This window comes from Salinarimonas sp. (genome assembly GCF_040111675.1).
Lineage (GTDB): Bacteria > Pseudomonadota > Alphaproteobacteria > Rhizobiales > Beijerinckiaceae > Salinarimonas.
In genome coordinates this window covers 4,089,148-4,106,878 of record NZ_CP157794.1, presented here as the reverse complement: position 1 = coordinate 4,106,878, position 17,731 = coordinate 4,089,148, and the positions used below count along the sequence as shown (strand labels likewise).

The window sequence follows — 17,731 nt, the reverse complement described above, 5'->3', positions numbered from 1 at the left end:
CATGGCCGAACGCGAGATGGAGATCCTGGAGGAGGGCGACATCTTCTTCCTCTACCGCCCGGACGTGAACGAGCACGACCCCGAGGGCATGGGCGACGTGCAGCGCTTCTTCATGGCCCTGCGCCCGCGCGGGGGCAGGAAGACGCGGCTGATGATCGTCGGGCGCAAGCGCCTGCCCGACGTCGACAGCCACGAGCGCAACTGGGGCTTCGTCACGCTGGTCTCCGACGACGCGGCGGCGATCGAGAAGGAGCTGCGCGAGGAGCATTACGACACGAAGACCCGCGGCGAGCAGGACCAGCCGGCCGTGCGCCCGGCGGGGGAGGGCGTCTATCTGATCACGCGCGAGGGCTCGCCCGAGACCGGGCAGATGCATCTCGCCTACGAGCTCGAGCTGCCCGAGAAGCCCGGCGCCGTGCAGAAGGCCTTCGCCATCGCCCCGAAGGCGGCCTACGCGCTCTCCGTGAAGAACCCGGAGAAGGGCTCGCCCGCCAATGCGGGCCTCTCGAAGGCGCAGCAGGTGGACTTCCCGAAGTCGCTCCAGGACGCCTTCCGCGACCGCCGTTTCGAGAGCGAGAGCCCCGAGCACCTGAACTACGAGGGCGCCGAGATCATGCTGGTCGGCGCACGCGCGAACCCGGAGACGGCCTACGGCGTCGACCTGCCCGCCGAGAGCGAGGACGCCGAGCACGCCGACGTCTTCTCCAAGCTGCGCATGGCGAAGTCCCGCCACCCGATCGCGCCGCTGATCGAGGGCGCATGGGATTGAGGGCCGCCCCCGCGGGCGGCGCGCTCACCAGCCGATCGCCTCGGGCAGCCAGGTCGCGAGCCCCGGCGCCGCGAACAGGATCGCCAGCGCCAGGAGCTGGAGGGCGATGAAGGGCAGGACGCCGCGATAGATCGCGCCGGTGGTGACGCCCGCCGGCGCGACGCCCTTGAGGAAGAACAAGGCCCAGCCGAAGGGCGGCGTGAGGAAGGAGGTCTGCAGGTTCATGCAGATCAGGATCCCGAGCCAGACCATGTCGACGCCCTCCGCGATGAAGAAGGGCAGGAACAGCGGCAGGGCGATGTAGGTGATCTCGATCCATTCGAGGAAGAAGCCCAGCACGAACACGAGCGCGAGCAGGAACAGCAGGCTCCCCGTCACGCCGCCGGGCACCCACGCGAACAGCCGCTCGACCAGATGCTCGCCGCCGAGCCCGCGGAAGGCGAGGCCGAAGACCTGGGCGCAGATCAGGATGAAGAACACCATCGCGGAGATCAGCAGCGTCGCGCGCAGGACGTCCGAGAGGACGCGCAGCGACAGCTTGCGGCCGACGAGGGCCATCAGGAGGGCGCCGATCGCGCCCATGGACGCCGCCTCGGTCGGCGCCGCGACGCCGCCGACGATCGAGCCCAGCACCGCGACGACGAGGCCGATGGGCGGCACGACGACGACGATCGCCTTCCTCGCCAGCGCCCACCCGTCGAGCGCGGCGCGCTCGTCGGCGGGGATCGGCGGCGCGAGGTCGGGCCGCAGCCCCGCGAGGACCAGGAAGGCGACGACGTAGAGACCGGCGAGCATCAGGCCCGGGATCATCGCCGCCGCGAACAGGGTGCCGACCGATTCGCCGAGCACGTCCGCGAGCAGGATCAGCACGAGCGAGGGCGGGATGATCTGGCCGAGCGTGCCCGAGGCGCAGATCACGCCGCAGGCCAGCGGCGCCGAGTAGCCGCGCCGCAGGAGCGCGGGGAGCGTCAGCAGCCCGAGCGTGACGATGGTCGCGCCGACGATGCCGGTGGCGGCGCCGAGCAGCACGCCCACGAGCACGATCGCGACGCCCATGCCCCCGGAGACGCGCCCGAACAGATGCCCGATCACGTCGAGCAGCTCCTCGGCGAGCCGGGACTTCTCCAGCATCACCCCCATGAAGACGAAGAGCGGGATCGCCATCAGCGTGTAGTTCGTCACGACGCCGTAGATCCGCGAGGGAACCAGCGCGAACAGCATCGGCCCGAAGCCGGCATAGCCGAAGACGAGCGCCGAGGTTGCGATCGCGATCCCGACGGGAATGCCGACCATCAGCATGCCGAAGAAGGAGGCCACCATGGCGATGGCGAGGAGCTCGTTGGGCGACATGCGTCAGGCTCGGCGAGGGAGGCGGAAGGCGTGGCGCAGCGCGTGGCAGAGGCCCTGCGCGGCGAGCAGCGTGAAGCCGATCGGGATCAGGCTCTTCAAGAGGAAGCGATGGGGCAGCCCGCCGGGATTGGGCGATCCCTCGCCCAGCCGATAGGATTGCAGCACGAAGGGGATGGACAGCGTCGCCATCCAGACGGCGAAGACGACGAGGAGCAGCCCCGTGGCCACCTCGATCACGCGCCGCACGCCCTCGGGAAAGCGCTCGAAGAAGACGTCGACGCGCACCTGCTCGCCCTGGAGCAGGGCGTAGGACATGCCGAAGAGCGCGATCGGCGAGATCAGGTGCCATTCCAGCTCCTGCAGCCAGATCGCGCCGGCGCTGAAGAAGTAGCGGGCGAGCACGCTGCCCGCGACGACGAGGACCAGCACGAGGCAGGTCCAGGCGGCGAGGCGGCCGCAGAACGCGACGGCCGCCTCCAGGGTCTCGACGAGACGAGCGAGGGCGCGCACGGGATCAGCCGCCCAGGATCGTGCCGTGCCAGGGGCCTTCCGAGATGCCGGCCCAGCGGTCGTGCTTGGCCTTGAAGGCCATGTAGCTGTCGTGGACCTTCTTCGAGAGCGGGTCCTTGGCGCTCTCGGTCGAGAGCACGTCCGCCGTCACCTCGCGCAGGCGCTCGACCACCGGCTGGGGCAGCACGGCGGCGGTGACGCCCTCGTTCGTCACGAGATCGGTGAGCGCGTCGCCGTTGACGGCCTCCGACCAGGTGACGCTCTCGAGCACGGTCGCCTGCGCCGCGACGCGGACGATGGTCTTGAGGTCGTCGGGCAGCGCCTCCCAGGCCGCGCGCGAGATGGCGAGCTCGCCTGTGGTGGCGGGCTCGTGCCAGCCGGTCGTGTGGTAGAACTTCGCCGCGTTCTGGAGGCCCAGGCGCCGGTCCTGGTAGGGCCCGACGAACTCGGCCGCGTCGATCACGCCGCGCTCCAGCGCCGGGAAGATCTCGCCGCCGGGCAGGAGGCGCGCGTCGACGCCGAGCTCGCCGTAGATGCGGCTGGCGAGGCCCGGAATGCGCATGCGCAGGCCGTCGAGATCCTCCACCGTCTCGATGGGCTCGCGGAACCAGCCGGTCATCTGCACGCCGGTATTGTTGATCGGGAAGGCGACGAGGCCGAAGGGCGCGTAGACCTCCTCCCAGAGGGCGGCGCCTTCGCCGTGATAGAGCCAGGCCATGTGGCCGAGGAAGCTCATGCCGAAGGGCACGGTGGTGAAGTACTGAGCCGCGAAGGAGCGGCCGGACCAGAAGTAGGAATTGGCCGCGTTCGCCTCGACCACGCCGGAGACGACGGCGTCGAAGCCCTCCAGCGCCGGCACGAGCTCCCCCGCCGCGAAATGCTGGATCTTCAGGCGCCCGCCCGACATCGCCTCCACCTTCTCGATGAACGAGGTCGGCGAGCCGGGCCCGACGACGTAGAAGGGCGAGTTCGGGCCGTAGGCGTTGGTCATGCGCCAGGTGAAGCTCTCCTGCGCGCGCGCCACCGCCGGCGCGGCGACGGCGCCGCCGAGGGCGGCCGCGCCGAGGGCGCCCGTGGTGAGGAAATCGCGTCTGTTCATGTCTCGGTCCTCCGCTCGAATGGGCGCGCGACCGCGTGCGCGGCGCGCCGTCTCGCCTCCGGCGTCCCTCTGGCCCCGGGCCGCTCTCGGCGCGTGCGCCGGGGGCCGTCTCGTCCGGTCCGTGACTGCACGCAGGATGCCAAGTGGAATGCGTGCCCCGCGGCGGGGCGCGATCCGAGCTGCCGTAACGGGATCGGCTGTCGCTGGGGCGGGCAGGCGGATGGCGGGCGGCGGCGCGCGGCGCACAGGCTGCGGGCGGTCGGTGTCCAATTCGCATGCAGTTGCCGCGTCACTGACATGTCAGATGCGGCCCGCGGGTCCGGCCCCCGGACGCGCTACATCAGCGCCTCGAGCGTGCGCCTCGTATAGTCCTCCACCGCGTCGATCAGCGCGTCGGAGGCCGCCTGCGCGGCCGGCTCGTCGGAGGCGACGATCGCGGCGCAGATCTCCGCATGCAGCCGGCTGATCGCGCTGAGATCGCCGAACTTGCGGAAGTTCAGGAACCAGAAGCGCCGCGTCTGCGCCTGGATCGGCGCCATCGCCGCGGCGGCGTACTTGTTCTGCGCGCTCGCCGCGACGAGAACGTTGAACTCGCGGTCCGCGGCGATGAAGGTCGTCTCGTCGTTGCGCGCGGCGGCGTCCTCGAAACGCTCCGCCAGGGCCGCGAAGGCGTCGCGCGTCGGGGCGTCGGCGAGCCGCGCGGCGCGGCCGGCGAGGATGCGCTCGATGCCGCGTCGCACCTCGATGAGCTTGAACTGGTCGGCGACGTCGATCTGCGAGACGATGGCGCCCGCCCGGGGCAGAACGCGCAGCGTCCCCTCGTGCGCGAGCCGCTGGATCGCCTCGCGCACCGGCGTGCGCCCGAGCCCCAGGCGCGCCGCCATGGCGTTTTCCGAGATGCGGCTGCCCGGCGCCAGCTCGAGCGTGACGATCATCTCCTCGAGGCGCGCATAGGCCTGCTGGGCCTGCGTGCGGCGCGTGGACTCGTCGGGCGGGAGCGGTCGGGACATGGCGGAGGCTCGGCGGGGCTGGTCGTCAGCGCGAACCGGGGTGTCGGATGGCTCGCACCGTCGGAAGGCGAGGACCATGCCATCGCCATAGGCGCCGACGAAAGGGCCCGCGCCTCACCCGTACTTCGCCGCGAGATGGCGCAGGTAGGGGGCCGGGTCCAGCGCCCGGCCCGTCGCCCGGACGAGCAGCTCGTCGCGGCCGAAACGCCGGCCGTGCCGCCAGACCGCGGCGCGCAGCCAGTCGGCCAGCGGCGCGTAGTCGGCCCGCTCCATCGCCGCGACCGCGCCCGGATCGTCCTCGCGTACGGCCTCCATCAGCTGCGCCGCCATGACGTTGCCGATCGTGTAGGTCGGGAACGAGCCGACATAGCCCGACGACCAGTGCACGTCCTGCAGCACGCCCCGGCGCGCGTCCGGCACGACGAGGTCGAGGTCGCGCCGCATCGTCTCGTCCCAGGCGCCGGGCAGGTCGGAGACGGTGAGGTCGCCCGCCATCAGAGCCGTCTCCAGCTCGACGCGCAGCATGATGTGGAGATCGTAGGTGAGCTCGTCCGCCTCCACCCGGATGAAGCCCGGCTCCGCGCGCGTCACGGCGGCGTAGAAGGCGTCCGCGTCGACGTCGGCGAGCTCGGCGGGGAAGTGCGCCTGCAGCTCGGGAAAATGGTTCGCCCAGAAGGTCGGCGTGCGCGCGACGTGGTTCTCCCACAGCCGCGACTGGCTCTCGTGCGCGCCGAAGCTCGTGCCGCCCACCGCGTAGAGGCCGATCAGGTCGGTGGCGAGCGTGGTGCGCGTATGGGCGGGGTCGACGTTCTGCTCGTAGAGCGCATGCCCGGTCTCGTGGAAGATGCCGAACAGCGAGCCCGGCAGGTAGTCGGGCCGGTAGCGCGTGGTGATGCGCACGTCCTCGCGGGTGAAGCTCACCTCGAAGGGGTGGACCGTGGTGTCGAGCCGCCCGCGCCGCAGGTCGTAGCCGAAGCGCTCGGCGATCGAGAGCCCGAAGGCGCGCTGGCCCTCCATCGCGTAGCCGCGGGCGAGGAAGTCGCTGCGCGCCGGCGCGCGCCCCCGCGCGGCGTCGAGGATGGGCGCTATGCCGGCCCGAAGCGCGGCGAAGAGGTCGGCGAGGGAGCGGGCGGTCTCGCCCGGCTCGAACAGGCCGACCATGGCGTCGTAGCGGTGCGCCTCGTAGCCCACCGCGTCGGCATAGTCCCGCGCGAGGCGCACCGTCTCGTCGAGATGGGGCGCGAACAGCGCGTAGTCCGAGGTCTCCCGCGCCTGCGTCCAGGCGGCCTGGGCCTGCGTGCGGAGCGCCGCGCGGGCCTCGACCAGGGCCGCCGGCACGCGGGCGTGATGCGCGACGGCGGCGAGCGTCTGCGCCACCGCGCGGGCGTCCGCATGGTCCTCCGGCAGGCCCTCGACGGCGCGCCGCGCCTGGTCGAGGGCGCGGGCCATGGCGTCGCCGAGCAGCCGGTCGCGCGCGGCGCGGATCAGGGTCGCGATCTGCAGCCCGCGCGTCGCCGCACCGCCGGCGGGCATCATCGTGCGGCTGTCCCAGGTCAGCAGCGAGGCCGCGCAGAGCAGGTCGTTGACGGCGCCGATCTCGGCGCGGAAGGGTTCGAGCGTCACGCGACGCCTCCGTCGTGCAGGTGGCAGGCGGCGCTCTGGCCGGGGCCGATGGAGTTCAGCACCGGCGCCTCGCGTCGGCAACGGGGTCCGGCCGCCGGGCAGCGCGGATGGAAATGGCAGCCCGGCGGCGGCGCCAGCGGCGAGGGGATCTCGCCGGCGATGGGCTTGAACACCCCGCGCCCGACCCCGATCTTCGGCACGCTCTCGAACAGCGCCTTCGTGTAGGGGTGCGCCGGCGCGGCGTAGAGGGTCTTCGTCGGCGCCACCTCGACGATGCGCCCGAGATACATGATCGCCACCCGGTCCGAGACGTGGCGCACGACGCCGAGATCGTGGCTCACGAAGATCGCGGTCAGGTCGAGGTCCCGGCGCAGGTCCTGGAACAGGTTGAGCACCTGCGCCTGGATCGAGACGTCGAGCGAGGCCACCGGCTCGTCGAGCACGAGCAGGTCCGGCTTCATGGCGAGCGCCCTCGCGATGGCGATGCGCTGGCGCTGCCCGCCGGAGAACTGGTGCGGGAAGCGCCGGCGCATGGCGGCGTCGAAGCCCACCCGCGACAGCATGTCGGCGGCGTAGGCGTCGGCGTCCCGCGAGGGCACGAGGCTGTGGGCGACGGGCCCTTCCGCCACCGTGTCGACCACGCGCACCCGCGGATTGAGGCTCGCGAACGGGTCCTGGTGGATCATTTGCACGCGGGTGGTGAGCTTCCGCACCCGCCGCCCCTCGGTGACGGCGACGGGCTTGCCCTCGAACCGCACGCGCCCCGCGCTCGGCGCGTAGATGCCCGCCACCATCCGCCCGAGCGTGGACTTGCCGCAGCCCGATTCGCCCACGAGGCCCACGACCTCGCCGCGGCTAACCGTCAGGCTCACGTCGGTGACGGCGCGCACGATCTCGGGCGGCCCGCCCGCGCCGAGCGTCCGCGCGATCCGCTCGCCCAGCGTCGTCTGCTTCACGAAGCGTTTCGAGACGCCGTCGATGTCGAGAAGGTTTTCCATGCGTCGGGCTCGATCGGGTGGTGGCACAGCGCCGCGCGGCGCTCGCCGTCGTAGGTCTGGATGGCGGGATCGACGAGGCAGGCGTCCGTCGCGCGCGGGCAGCGCGGGCGGAAGGCGCAGCCCTCCGGGCGCTCCGTCGGCGGCGGGGCGGAGCCCGGCACCTGTGGCAGGCGCTCGCCCGGCTCGTGCAGGCTCGGCACCGAGGCGAGGAGCCCCTGCGTGTAGGGGTGGCGCGGCGCGGCGATCACCGCCTCCGCCGGCCCGCGCTCGACGATGCGGCCCGCATACATGACGCAGACCTCGTCGGCGAGGCTCGAGACCACCGCGAGGTCGTGCGTGATCCAGACGAAGGCCGTGCCGGTCTCGTCGGCGAGGCGGCGCACCTCGGCGAGGATCTGGCCCTGGATCGAGACGTCGAGCGCCGTCGTCGGCTCGTCGGCGATGATCACGGCGGGTTCGTGCAGGAGCGCGGTGGCGATCGCGACGCGCTGGCGCATGCCGCCCGAGAGCTGGTGGGGATAGGCGTCGAGCCGCTCCTCGGGGGAGGGGATGCCGACCTTGCCCAGCGCGTCGCGCGCCCGCGCCCGCGCCTCGGCCTTCGAGACCCGGTCGTGCGCGCGCACGGCCGCCATCATCTGCGTGCCGATCTTCAGCACGGGGTTCAACGTCATCATCGGGTCCTGGAAGACCATGGCGACCCGCGCCCCGCGCATGCGGCGCATCTTGTCGGGCGGGAGCGCGAGCAGGTTCTCGCCCTCGAGCGACACGCGCCCGCCGACGATCCGCCCCGGCGGCTCGATCAGCCCGAGAATGGAATAGCCCGTGACGCTCTTGCCCGAGCCGGATTCGCCCACGAGGCCGACGATCTGCCCGCGGCGCACGTCGAAGGAGACGCCGTCGACCGCCTTGAACGAGCCCGTGCGGGTGGCGAAGGCCGTCTCCAGGCCCTCGACGGAGAGGACGACGTCGCTCATCGGCCGCGCCTCGGATTGAGCACGTGGCGGACCTGGTCGCCGACGAGGTTGATCGACACGACGAGCACCATCAGCACGAGGCCAGGATAGATCGAGATCCAGTAGCGGCCCGACAGCAGGTAGGTGAAGCCGTTCGAGATCAGCGTGCCCAGCGAGGGCTGCGTCATCGGCAGGCCGAGCCCGAGGAAGGAGAGCGTCGCCTCGAGCGAGATGGCGGAGGCGACCTGCACCGTCGCGACCACGATCAGCGGCGGCAGCGCGTTCGGCAGAAGGTGCTTGAACAGCACGCGCCGCGCCGGCAGCGGCGTCGAGAGCGCGGCCTCGATGTAGTCCTTGCGCCGCTCGGCGCTCGCCGCGCCGTGGGTCGTTCGGGCGAAATAGGCGTATTGCGCGGCCACCAGCGCGACGATGAGCTGGATCATGCCCTGGCCGAGAACGGCGACGAGGACGAGGGCGAGCAGGATCGCCGGCATCGAGAGCTGCAGGTCGATCGTGCGCATGATCAGCGCCTCGACGCGCCCGCCGTAATAGGCGGCGATCAGGCCGACGCTCGCGCCGAGCGCCAGCGCCACCGCGCCGGCGGCGACGCCCACCGTGAAGCTCACGCGCAGGCCGTAGAGGATCGCCGAGAACAGGTCGCGCCCCATCCCGTCGGTGCCGAGAACGTGCGTGTAGCCGCCCCCGCCGACGCTGCCGGGCTCGAGCCTGGCGTCGAACAGGTCGAGCGCCGCCTGGTCGTAGGGGTTCTGCGGCGCGATCAGCGGGGCGAGGAAGGCCGCCGCCAGCAGGATCGCGACGATGCCGAGCGCCACGACCGCGACCGGGCTCTGCCGGTAGTCGTGCCAGACGTCGGCGAGCCGGGCGCGGCGGCTCGGGGCGGAGGCGGCGGCGGTCATGCGGCGCCCTTCGTGCGGATGCGGGGGTCGAGCTGGCCGTAGGTGAGGTCGACGACGAGGTTGATCGTCACGAACAGGATCACGACCAGGATGAGGTAGGCCACCATCACCGGGCGATCGAGCACCATGATGGAATCGATGATCAGCTTGCCCATGCCCGGCCAGGTGAAGATCGTCTCGGTGACGACGGCGAAGGCGAGCGTCGAGCCGAACTCGAGGCCGAACACGGTCACGATCGGGATGGCGATGTTCTTGAGCACGTGCAGCGACACGACCTGGCGCTCGGGCAGGCCCTGCGCGCGGGCGAAGCGCACGAAGTCCGAGCTCATCACCTCGACCATGCCCGCTCGCGCGAGGCGGATGAGGAGGCCGAGCTTGAACAGCGCGAGGTTGAAGGCCGGCAGCGCGATGTGGGAGAGGCCCTCGAGCGAGAAGATCGAGAGCTCGACGCCGAGCACCTCCTGCGTCGGCCCGCGCCCGCCCGACGGCAGCCAGCCGAGCTCGACGGCGAAGACCATGATGAGCAGGAGCCCGACCCAGAAGGTCGGCACCGAGAAGCCCAGCACCGAGAAGCCCATGATCAGCTTCGAGGACAGCGCCTCCGGCTTGTAGCCCGCCCAGATCCCGAGCGGGATGCCCACCACCGTCGCGATCACCATCGCCGAGACCGCGAGCTCGAGCGTCGCCGGCAGGCGCGAGAGGATCAGGTCGAGCACCGGCAGCCGGTAGACGAAGCTCTCGCCGAAATCGCCGGTGAGCATGTTGCCGAGGAAGGTCAGGTACTGCACCGGCAGCGGCTGGTCGAAGCCGTATTGCCGAATGAGCGCCTCGCGCAGCGCCTGGTCGGCGGCCGGGTCGATCAGGATGTCGATCGGGTTGCCGATGGCGTAGACGCCGACGAAGACGATCAGCGACATCACGAAGACGACGGCGATCGCCTGGAGAAGCCGTTGGATCAGGAAGCCGATCATGCGCGGTTCGTCGTCTCGAGGAAGGAACGGGTCCGGCCGGGAGCGGAAGGCCCCCGGCCGGATCGTCGGATCAGGCGCGGCCTACTTTGCCGGCTGGATGTGGTGGGCGAGCGTCTCCTGGTCGATCCGCGGCGTGAACTCCAGGAAGTCGGGCTTGGCGGCCCAGACGGTCTGCAGCTGCACGGTGGGGATCAGGATGCGCTCGTTCATGGAGATCTCGGTGACCTCCTTGAAGAGCTCGGCGCGACGGTCGTCGTCGAGCTCGGCCGCGGCCTCCTGGATCAGGGCGTCGAGCGCGGGGTTCGAGTAGCCCGCGCGGTTGAAGGCGCCGAGCCCGACCTCGGGGTCGTTGGTGTGGACCAGCGAGCCGTAGGTGTAGGACGCCTCGCCCGTGAGCGTGCCCCAGCCCGACATCCACATCGAGTACTCGCGCCGCGAGACGGCCGGGAAGAACACCGTGCCGTTGAGCGCCTCGGCGTTCACCGTCAGCCCCGCGCGCGCCCACATCTGGCCGAGCGCCTCGCACACCGCGGCGTCGCCGGGCAGGCGGTTGTTGGTGCACTGGAAGTCGATCTCGAAGCCGTTCGGGTAGCCGGCCTCGGCGAGGAGCGCCTTGGCCCTCTCGAGGTCGTACTCGCGCTCCGGCAGGTCCATGCTGCCGCCGAAGAAGTCGGGCGGCATCAGCTGGTTCGCCGGCTTGCCGAGACCCTCGAGCACGACCCGGACCAGGGCGTCGCGGTTGATGGCGAGGTCGAAGGCCTCGCGCACCCGGGCGTCCTGGAAGGGGTTCTCGTCGATCTCCTGGCCGTCGACCTGAACCTTGATCGGCAGGTCGTCGACGAAGCTGAAATAGATGTCGAGGATGTAGACGCTGTCGCCGATGAAGGTCTCGACGGAGGAATCGCGCAGCATGGCGGCGTAGTCCGTCGCCGGCACGTAGTTGATCATGTCGACCTGGCCGGACTTCAGCGCCGCGACGCGGGCCGGGTCGTTGGGGATCTCCTTGCGGATCACCGCCTCCCAGTGCGGCGCGCCGCCCCAGTAGTCGTCGAAGCGCTCGAGCACGAGGTCGCCCTTCGGCTCCCAGGAGACGAGCGTGTAGGGGCCGGTGCCGATCGCCGCCTCGCCGGAGTTGAACTCCTCATTGCGGGGCTCCATGCCGATGTCGTCCTGCACCACGAACAGGCGGATGAAGTCGTTCGGCAGCGTCGGGGCCGGGCCGTTGGTCTTCACGTGCAGCGTGTAGTCGTCGACGACGATCGCCTCCGCCACGCGCTTCGTGTAGATCGTCATGCTCATCGGGCCGGTCACTTCCGGAATCCGCTCGATGGAGAACTTGACGTCGTGCGCCGTGAGCTCGGTTCCGTCGTGGAATTTCACGCCCTCGCGGATCTTGAACTCCCAGGTCGTGTCGTCGACCGGGGTCCAGGACGTCGCCAGCGCCGGCACGAGCTGCAGGTTCTCGTCCACGCCCACCAGCGTGTCGAAGATGTGCCGCAGCGCCTCGGCGTGGCTGCCGAGCGTCGACCAGTGCGGGTCGATCGACTCGGGGCCGGCGCGCACGCCGATCGTCAGGGTCTGGGCCTCGGCCTGGGTCGTGAGCGCGGTTCCCGCCAGGAGGCCCGCGGCGAGAGCGCCGGCCAGAGCGAAGGACTTCATCATCCGCATCCCCTCTTGATTTGGAGACTGTTTTCCGTCCAGACTGTTCTAGACGGTTATGACAGTAGGCAGCGTAAACGAGGGGTGTCAACCGCCACGTCCACCGTCAACGGGGAAGGAAGCGCCGCATGGCCGGTAAGCGTACCAGCGTAGTAGAACAGAGAGGCGTGCCTGCGCCCGTCTCGCGTCTCGTCGCGGCGCTCGATCGCGACCTGCCGGTCCCGCTCGGCGTCCAGCTGCGCGGGCTCGTAGAGTACGGCATCGCCTCGGGCGAGCTGAAGCCCGGCGACCGGCTTCCCTCCGTGCGCGAGTGCGCAGACGAGGCTGGCATCGCGCCGATGACCGTCTCGAAGGTCTACGACGAGCTGCGCGAGGCGGGGCTGATCGCCACGAAGCCGGGCGCCGGCACCTACGTCGCCGAGATCGCGCCGGCCGGGCTCGAGCGCATGCGCGCGCTGCGCCGCCTTCAGGGCCGCGTCGAGGCGCTCTTCGCCGAGGCCGACGCCGCCGGCCTCAGCGCCGCCGACGTCGCGAACCTCGTCTCCGCCCGCGCCGCCCGCGGCGCGCCGCGCGGGCTCGCGCTCCTCTTCGTCGGCGTCTTTCCGGACGCGACGCGTGGCTATGCCGAGCATCTCGCCCGCTATCTCGAGCCGCGCGACCGGGTCGAGGCCGCGACCATCGACGAGCTGCGCGCCGGCAAGGTCGAGACGCGCGGGGTCGACATCGTCGTCGCCCTCGCCCATCGCCGCGCCGAGGTCGAGGCGCTCGTCGGGCCGGGCGTCCCCGTGGTGGGCCTCTCCGTCATCCCCTCCGAGGAGACCCGGGCGCGCCTCGCCGCCATCGACCCGATGGCGCGGGTCGGCATGGTCTCGGTCTTCCCCGAATTCGTGCCGATCATGAAGCCGGGCGTGCTGCGCTTCGCCCCCGACGTCGCCGACGTCGACATCCGGCTCCTCGACGACCCGGACCTCGACGCGCTGCTGCGCGGGGTCGACGTCCTCGTCTACGCCTCGGGCGCAGAGGCCGTGCTCACGGGCCTGCCGCGCGGGGCCGCCGCCATCGAGTACCGCCACATACCGAGCCCGCACGCCGTGCGCGAGGCGCTCCTGCCTCTCGTCGAGGACATGCGCGCGGGACTGCCCAAGGAGAACGCGACTTGAAGATCGCCGACACCAACTGGATGCAGGTCGAGGAGTACCTGCGCCGGGACGACCGCTGCGTCGTCCCGCTCGGCTCGACCGAGCAGCACGCCTATCTCTCGAACTGCGTCGACTGCATCCTCTCCGAGCGCGTGGCGCTGGACGCGGCCGAGCCGCTCGGCGTGCCGGTCTTCCCCGTCCTCGCCTACGGCGTGACGCCCTATTTCGCGGCCTATCCGGGAACGGTGTCGCTCACCCTCTCGACCTATCTCGCCGTCCTGAAGGACGTGCTCGACAGTCTCGCGCGGACCGGCTTCCGGCGCATCCTCCTCGTCAACGGCCACGGCGGCAACAGTCCCGCCCAGACCGGCGCGATGGAGTGGATGACCGCCAATCCCGAATGCCGCGTGCGCTTCCACAATTGGTGGGCCGCGCCGCAGACGATGGCGAAGGTCAAGGAGATCGACCCGGTCGCCTCCCACGCCTCCTGGATGGAGAACTTCCCCTGGACCCGGCTGCCGGGCGTGGAGCTGCCCGTCGAGCAGAAGCCCATGGCCGACATCGAGCGCATGCGCAGCCTCCCCGCGAAGCGCGCCCGCGAGATCCTCGGCGACGGCAATTTCGGCGGCCTCTATCTGCGCGCCGACGACGAGATGCACGCGATCTGGGAGATCGCCGTCGCGGAGACGCGCGGGCAGCTCGAAGGGGACTGGGCATGACCGGACCCGTCCTGATCTGGGGCGCGGGCGCCATCGGCGGCGTGCTCGGCGCCTATCTCGCCCGCGCCGGCGAGGACGTGCTCCTCGTCGACATCGTGCGCGAGCACGTCGACGCCATGAACCGCGACGGGCTCTCCATCGAGGGCCCGGTCGAGACCTTCACGCAGGCCGTGCGCGCCGCGACGCCCGAAGAGGTCGAGGGGACCTTCACCCGCGTCTTCCTCGCCGTGAAGGCGCACCACACGCGCGAGGCGATCCGCGCCATCCGGCCCCACCTCGCCGAGGACGGCTACGTCGTCTCCGCGCAGAACGGGCTCAACGAGCTCGTGATCGCAGACGAGATCGGCGCGGAGCGCACCGTCGGCTGCTTCGTCAATTACGGCGCGGACTGGCTCGCGCCGGGGCGCGTCCTGCTCGGCAACCGCGCCACCGTCGCGGTCGGCGAGCTCGACGGGCGCGAGACGGACCGCGTGCGCGAGGTGCATCGGCTGCTCTCGATCTACGAGCCGCAGGCGGTGCTCACCGACAACATCTGGGGCTATCTCTGGGGCAAGCTCGGCTACGGCGCGATGCTGTTCGCCACCGCGCTCACCCCCGCCTCGATGTCGGAGAACTTCGCCAGCGCGCGGCACTTCCCCGTCTTCCGCGCGCTCGGCTCGGAGGTGATGGCGGTGGCGCTCGCGAACGGCGTGCGCCCCCTCGGCTTCAACGGCTTCGACCCCGCCGCCTTCGCCCCCGGCGCCTCCGAGGAGGCCGCCCGCGCCTCCGTCGCGGCGATGGCGGAGTTCAACCGCCACACGGCCAAGACCCATTCCGGCGTCTGGCGCGACCTCGCCGTCCGCAAGCGCAAGACCGAGGTCGACGCGCAGATCGCCGTCATCGGCGCCGAGGCCGCCAAGGCCGGCATCGCCACCCCCGCGATCGAGAAGCTCGTCGCCCTCATCCACGACATCGAGGACGGCCGCCGCCCGCAATCCTTCGACACCCTGGACCTGTTGCTCGACACATGCGCATCGACGTCTCGACCCGCCGCGTAGCGGTCACGGGCGCGGCCCAGGGCATCGGCCGCGCCGTCGCCCGCGCCTTCGCCGAGGGAGGCGCGCGGGTGCGCGCCTTCGATCTCGACGCCGCCGGCCTCGCCGCCCTGGAGGGGACGGGGATCGCCACGGAGAGCCTCGACCTCGCAGACCGCCCCGCCGTCCACGCCGCGCTCGCGCGCATGGCGGCGGAGGAGGGTGGGGTCGACGTCCTCGTCTGCTGCGCCGGCGGCGTGCGCGGGCAGGTGGCGCGCCCGCTGGAGGAGGTCGACGAGGCCTCCTGGCGCGTCCTGTTCGAGGCGAACGTCGAGAGCGCGCTCTGGTGCGCCCAGGCCGCCGCCCCGATCATGAAGGCGGCCGGCTTCGGGCGGATCGTCACGATCTCGTCCGGCGCGGGCCTGCGCCCGAGCCTCACCGGCATCCAGGCCTACACGGCGGCGAAGCACGCCCTCGTGGGCTTGACGAAGCAGCTGAGCCAGGAGCTCGGGCCCCACGGGATCACCGTCAACAGCGTCGCCCCGGGCTTCGTGCTCTCGAACCCCGCCACCCAGCGGCAATGGGAGAGCTACGGCGAGGCGGGCCAGAAGCGCCTCGTCGAGGGCATCCACACCCGCCGGCTCGGCCGCCCGGAGGACATCGCCGACGCGGTGATGTTCCTCGCCTCGGAGCGCGCCTCCTGGATCTCGGGGCAGATCCTGTCCGTCGACGGAGGGCGCTCGTGAGCGCGCCCTTCGAAGCGGGAACGCCGGAGCGGGAGCGGCTGGAGCGGCTCCTCGCCATCCCCTCGATCAGCGCCGACCCGGCCTCCGGCCCGGCGATGGCGCAGGCCCGCGCCCTCCTCGCCGAGTGGCTCGCCGCCATCGGCTTCGAGCGCATCGAGGCGCTGGACGGCGGCGGCCATCCGGCGCTCACCGCCGAGTGGCTGCACGCGCCGGGCCGCCCGACGCTCCTCGTCTACGGCCATTACGACGTCCAGCCGCCGGACCCGCTCGCCCTCTGGGAGAGCCCGCCCTTCGTCGCGAGCGAGCGCGACGGGCGCCTCTACGCCCGCGGCGCCTCCGACGACAAGGGCCCCGTCGCGGCGGCGCTCTTCGCGCTCGAGCGGCTGATGGCCGAGACCGGCGGTCTGCCCGTCAACGTCAAGATCCTGCTCGAGGGCGAGGAGGAGGTCGGCAGCCGCACGCTCGGCGCGCTGCTGGAGCGCCACCGCGAGCGGCTGTCCGCCGACGCCTGCCTCTCCGCCGACGGCGCGCGCTGGCGGGCGGACACGCCCTCCGTCAATGTCGGCACCCGCGGCATCGCCGCCCTCGACTTCACCGTGCGCACGGCGGCGAAGGACCTGCATTCCGGCCGCTACGGCGGCATCGCGCCCAACGCCGCGCAGGTCGCGGCGCGGCTCGTGGCGAGCCTGCACCGGGAGGACGGCTCGATCGCGGTCGCCGCCTTCCACGACGACGTGATCGCGCCCGACGCCGCCGAGCGCGCCGCCGCCGACGCCTTCCCGCTGGACGCCGAGGGGCTGATGCGGGAGGCGGGCGGCGTCCCCGCAGGGGACGCGCGCTTCGCGCCGGTCGACCGGCTCTGGTTCCGCCCGACGCTGGAGATCAACGGAATCTTCGGCGGCTATTCCGGGCCGGGCTCGAAGACCGTCATCCCCGCGCAGGCCGGCGCCAAGATCACCATGCGCCTCGCGCCGGGCCAGGACCCGGCGCGCGCCCGCGACCTCGTCGAGGCGCACCTCATCCGGCACTGCCCGCCTCACGCGACGCTCGCCGTTCACCAGGAGGAGGGCGGCGTCGAGGCGACGCGGCTCCCCCTCGACCATTGGCTCCTCGCGGCCGTCGAGGAGAGCCTCGCGGACGAATACGCCCGCCCGCCGGTGCGGCTGCGCATCGGCGCCACCCTGCCGATCACGGCCTTGTTCGCGCGCATCCTCGGCATCGAGACGGTGATGCTCTCCTGCTCCACCGCGGACGAGGACTTCCACGCGCCCAACGAGCACATCCGCCTCTGCGGCCTCGCCGAGGGCGTCGCGCTCTGGCGCGACGTGCTCCAGCGGCTCGGCCGCGCAAGCTCGCCGCGATGACGAGCCTCGCCGCCCCGACCGCCCCGCAATCGACGCTGCGCGGCGCGCTCCTCCTCGTCGCGGCGGCGCTCGCCTTCACGGTGGAGATCGTGCTCGTGCGTCTCGCGAGCCCGGCCGTCGACCAGATCGACGTCGTCGTCTTCCGCGCCGGCGCGCAGCTTCTCTTCGCGACGACCTGGCTGCTCTCCACCCGCGGCCCGGCGGGCTTGCGCACGACGAAGCCGGGGCTCCACGTCGTGCGCGGGCTGCTCAGCCTGTTCTGCTGGGCGCTCTACTACGCGAGCTTCGTGCGGCTCGAGATCGCGCTCGCCACGGTGCTCACCTTCACCACCTCGCTCTTCGTCGTGGCGCTCGCCGGGCCGATCATGGGCGAACGGGTCGGCGGGACGCGGATCGCGGCGACGCTGGTGGGCTTCCTCGGCGTCGTCGTCGCCTCCGGGCTCGGGACGGTGGGCTTCGAGCCGGCGGTGCTGCTCGGCCTCGCCGCCTCGCTGGGCGGCGCGGGCATCGTGATGATGAACCGCCGCCTCTCCGCCAGCGAGCCGACGCCCACCATCATGGCCTATATCGGCCTCGTCACCTTCGCCGGCAGCCTCCCCGTGGCGATCTGGGACGGGAGCGTCCCCGCGGGGCGCGACCTCCTGATCCTCGTCCTCATCGGCGCGACCGGTACGCTCGGCATGTGGCTGACGATCGAGGCCTATCGCGTCGGCGAGGTCTCGGCGCTGGCGCCGATCCCCTACGTCCGCCTGGTCTTCGCCACGCTCGCGGGCTTCCTCGTCTTCGGGGAGGCGCCGGCGCCGGTCTTCTGGATCGGCGCGGCGCTCATCGTCGCGAGCGCCCTCATCCTGCACGCGCGTCGCCCGCGCGGCAAAGCCGGGAGCTGATCCC

17 protein-coding genes are annotated in these 17,731 nt (G+C 71.8%); 7 read left to right on the top strand and 10 right to left on the bottom strand.

Translation table 11 applies throughout. From position 1 onward, the window contains the following. Window position 1: 1 nt before the first annotated feature. On the top strand, window positions 2–769 hold the full coding sequence (locus ABL310_RS19235; RefSeq protein WP_349368613.1) for a hypothetical protein: 768 nt from the start codon (window positions 2–4) through the stop codon (window positions 767–769). 24 nt (window positions 770–793) lie between these two features. On the opposite strand, the gene ABL310_RS19230 is transcribed toward ABL310_RS19235, so the two are convergent. The 10 genes from ABL310_RS19230 to ABL310_RS19185 all read right to left on the bottom strand — a co-directional run bounded on the left by ABL310_RS19230 (window position 794) and on the right by ABL310_RS19185 (window position 11,862). Next, window positions 794–2,119 (bottom strand): TRAP transporter large permease subunit, encoded by a 1,326-nt coding sequence (locus ABL310_RS19230; RefSeq protein ID WP_349368612.1) that lies wholly within the window; start codon window positions 2,117–2,119, stop codon window positions 794–796. 3 nt (window positions 2,120–2,122) lie between these two features. Beyond that, on the bottom strand, window positions 2,123–2,629 hold the full coding sequence (locus ABL310_RS19225) for a TRAP transporter small permease subunit (RefSeq protein ID WP_349368611.1): 507 nt from the start codon (window positions 2,627–2,629) through the stop codon (window positions 2,123–2,125). 4 nt (window positions 2,630–2,633) lie between these two features. Then, window positions 2,634–3,728 (bottom strand): TRAP transporter substrate-binding protein, encoded by a 1,095-nt coding sequence (locus tag ABL310_RS19220; protein WP_349368610.1) that lies wholly within the window; start codon window positions 3,726–3,728, stop codon window positions 2,634–2,636. Between the two features lie 335 nt (window positions 3,729–4,063). Next, the gene (locus tag ABL310_RS19215) at window positions 4,064–4,738 is read right to left on the bottom strand and encodes a GntR family transcriptional regulator (protein ID WP_349368609.1); all 675 of its coding nucleotides are present in this window, start codon (window positions 4,736–4,738) and stop codon (window positions 4,064–4,066) included. A 114-nt stretch (window positions 4,739–4,852) separates the two neighbouring features. Beyond that, entirely contained in the window at window positions 4,853–6,361 is a 1,509-nt protein-coding gene (locus tag ABL310_RS19210) for a carboxypeptidase M32 (protein WP_349368608.1), read from the bottom strand. Continuing rightward, the gene (locus tag ABL310_RS19205; RefSeq protein WP_349368607.1) at window positions 6,358–7,359 is read right to left on the bottom strand and encodes an ABC transporter ATP-binding protein; all 1,002 of its coding nucleotides are present in this window, start codon (window positions 7,357–7,359) and stop codon (window positions 6,358–6,360) included. Before ABL310_RS19205 ends, ABL310_RS19210 begins: the two co-directional genes overlap by 4 nt. Continuing rightward, window positions 7,314–8,333, bottom strand: coding sequence for an ABC transporter ATP-binding protein (locus ABL310_RS19200; RefSeq protein ID WP_349368606.1), 1,020 nt, complete (start codon window positions 8,331–8,333; stop codon window positions 7,314–7,316). The genes ABL310_RS19205 and ABL310_RS19200 overlap by 46 nt, the downstream gene beginning before the upstream one ends. Beyond that, window positions 8,330–9,229 carry an ABC transporter permease gene (locus ABL310_RS19195; RefSeq protein ID WP_349368605.1) on the bottom strand — a complete coding sequence of 300 codons (900 nt, stop codon included), beginning with the start codon at window positions 9,227–9,229 and terminating at the stop codon, window positions 8,330–8,332. The genes ABL310_RS19200 and ABL310_RS19195 overlap by 4 nt, the downstream gene beginning before the upstream one ends. Continuing rightward, on the bottom strand, window positions 9,226–10,200 hold the full coding sequence (locus tag ABL310_RS19190; RefSeq protein WP_349368604.1) for an ABC transporter permease: 975 nt from the start codon (window positions 10,198–10,200) through the stop codon (window positions 9,226–9,228). The genes ABL310_RS19195 and ABL310_RS19190 overlap by 4 nt, the downstream gene beginning before the upstream one ends. Window positions 10,201–10,281: 81 nt before the next feature. Continuing rightward, complete coding sequence (locus tag ABL310_RS19185; RefSeq protein WP_349368603.1) at window positions 10,282–11,862, bottom strand: ABC transporter substrate-binding protein; 1,581 nt, start codon at window positions 11,860–11,862, stop codon at window positions 10,282–10,284. Window positions 11,863–12,026: 164 nt separating this feature from the next. Between ABL310_RS19185 and ABL310_RS19180 the strand changes: the two genes are divergently transcribed. The 6 genes from ABL310_RS19180 to ABL310_RS19155 are packed head-to-tail and all read left to right on the top strand — an operon-like array spanning window position 12,027 to window position 17,727. Further along, a complete protein-coding gene (locus ABL310_RS19180; protein WP_349368602.1) occupies window positions 12,027–13,019 on the top strand; it encodes a GntR family transcriptional regulator in 993 nt (330 codons plus the stop codon). Further along, the gene (locus tag ABL310_RS19175; RefSeq protein ID WP_349368601.1) at window positions 13,016–13,717 is read left to right on the top strand and encodes a creatininase family protein; all 702 of its coding nucleotides are present in this window, start codon (window positions 13,016–13,018) and stop codon (window positions 13,715–13,717) included. The genes ABL310_RS19180 and ABL310_RS19175 overlap by 4 nt, the downstream gene beginning before the upstream one ends. Continuing rightward, entirely contained in the window at window positions 13,714–14,754 is a 1,041-nt protein-coding gene (locus ABL310_RS19170) for a 2-dehydropantoate 2-reductase (RefSeq protein ID WP_349368600.1), read from the top strand. Before ABL310_RS19175 ends, ABL310_RS19170 begins: the two co-directional genes overlap by 4 nt. Next, on the top strand, window positions 14,724–15,476 hold the full coding sequence (locus ABL310_RS19165) for an SDR family NAD(P)-dependent oxidoreductase (RefSeq protein WP_349368599.1): 753 nt from the start codon (window positions 14,724–14,726) through the stop codon (window positions 15,474–15,476). The genes ABL310_RS19170 and ABL310_RS19165 overlap by 31 nt, the downstream gene beginning before the upstream one ends. After that, window positions 15,473–16,840: a M20/M25/M40 family metallo-hydrolase gene (locus ABL310_RS19160; RefSeq protein WP_349368598.1), complete on the top strand. Its 1,368-nt coding sequence runs from the start codon at window positions 15,473–15,475 to the stop codon at window positions 16,838–16,840. Before ABL310_RS19165 ends, ABL310_RS19160 begins: the two co-directional genes overlap by 4 nt. Continuing rightward, window positions 16,837–17,727 (top strand): DMT family transporter, encoded by an 891-nt coding sequence (locus tag ABL310_RS19155; protein ID WP_349368597.1) that lies wholly within the window; start codon window positions 16,837–16,839, stop codon window positions 17,725–17,727. The genes ABL310_RS19160 and ABL310_RS19155 overlap by 4 nt, the downstream gene beginning before the upstream one ends. The last annotated feature ends 4 nt before the right edge of the window (window positions 17,728–17,731 follow it).

Bases quoted from the DNA above. Each gene is read 5' to 3' on its own strand.
- ABL310_RS19220 (WP_349368610.1), bottom strand. From the start codon at position 3,728: ATGAACAGACGCGATTTCCTCACCACGGGCGCCCTCGGCGCGGCCGCC.
- ABL310_RS19205 (WP_349368607.1), bottom strand. From the start codon at position 7,359: ATGGAAAACCTTCTCGACATCGACGGCGTCTCGAAACGCTTCGTGAAG.
- ABL310_RS19155 (WP_349368597.1), top strand. From the start codon at position 16,837: ATGACGAGCCTCGCCGCCCCGACCGCCCCGCAATCGACGCTGCGCGGC.
- ABL310_RS19230 (WP_349368612.1), bottom strand. From the start codon at position 2,119: ATGTCGCCCAACGAGCTCCTCGCCATCGCCATGGTGGCCTCCTTCTTC.
- ABL310_RS19235 (WP_349368613.1), top strand. From the start codon at position 2: ATGGCCGAACGCGAGATGGAGATCCTGGAGGAGGGCGACATCTTCTTC.
- ABL310_RS19165 (WP_349368599.1), top strand. From the start codon at position 14,724: ATGCGCATCGACGTCTCGACCCGCCGCGTAGCGGTCACGGGCGCGGCC.
- ABL310_RS19190 (WP_349368604.1), bottom strand. From the start codon at position 10,200: ATGATCGGCTTCCTGATCCAACGGCTTCTCCAGGCGATCGCCGTCGTC.
- ABL310_RS19195 (WP_349368605.1), bottom strand. From the start codon at position 9,229: ATGACCGCCGCCGCCTCCGCCCCGAGCCGCCGCGCCCGGCTCGCCGAC.
- ABL310_RS19185 (WP_349368603.1), bottom strand. From the start codon at position 11,862: ATGATGAAGTCCTTCGCTCTGGCCGGCGCTCTCGCCGCGGGCCTCCTG.
- ABL310_RS19170 (WP_349368600.1), top strand. From the start codon at position 13,714: ATGACCGGACCCGTCCTGATCTGGGGCGCGGGCGCCATCGGCGGCGTG.
- ABL310_RS19200 (WP_349368606.1), bottom strand. From the start codon at position 8,333: ATGAGCGACGTCGTCCTCTCCGTCGAGGGCCTGGAGACGGCCTTCGCC.
- ABL310_RS19215 (WP_349368609.1), bottom strand. From the start codon at position 4,738: ATGTCCCGACCGCTCCCGCCCGACGAGTCCACGCGCCGCACGCAGGCC.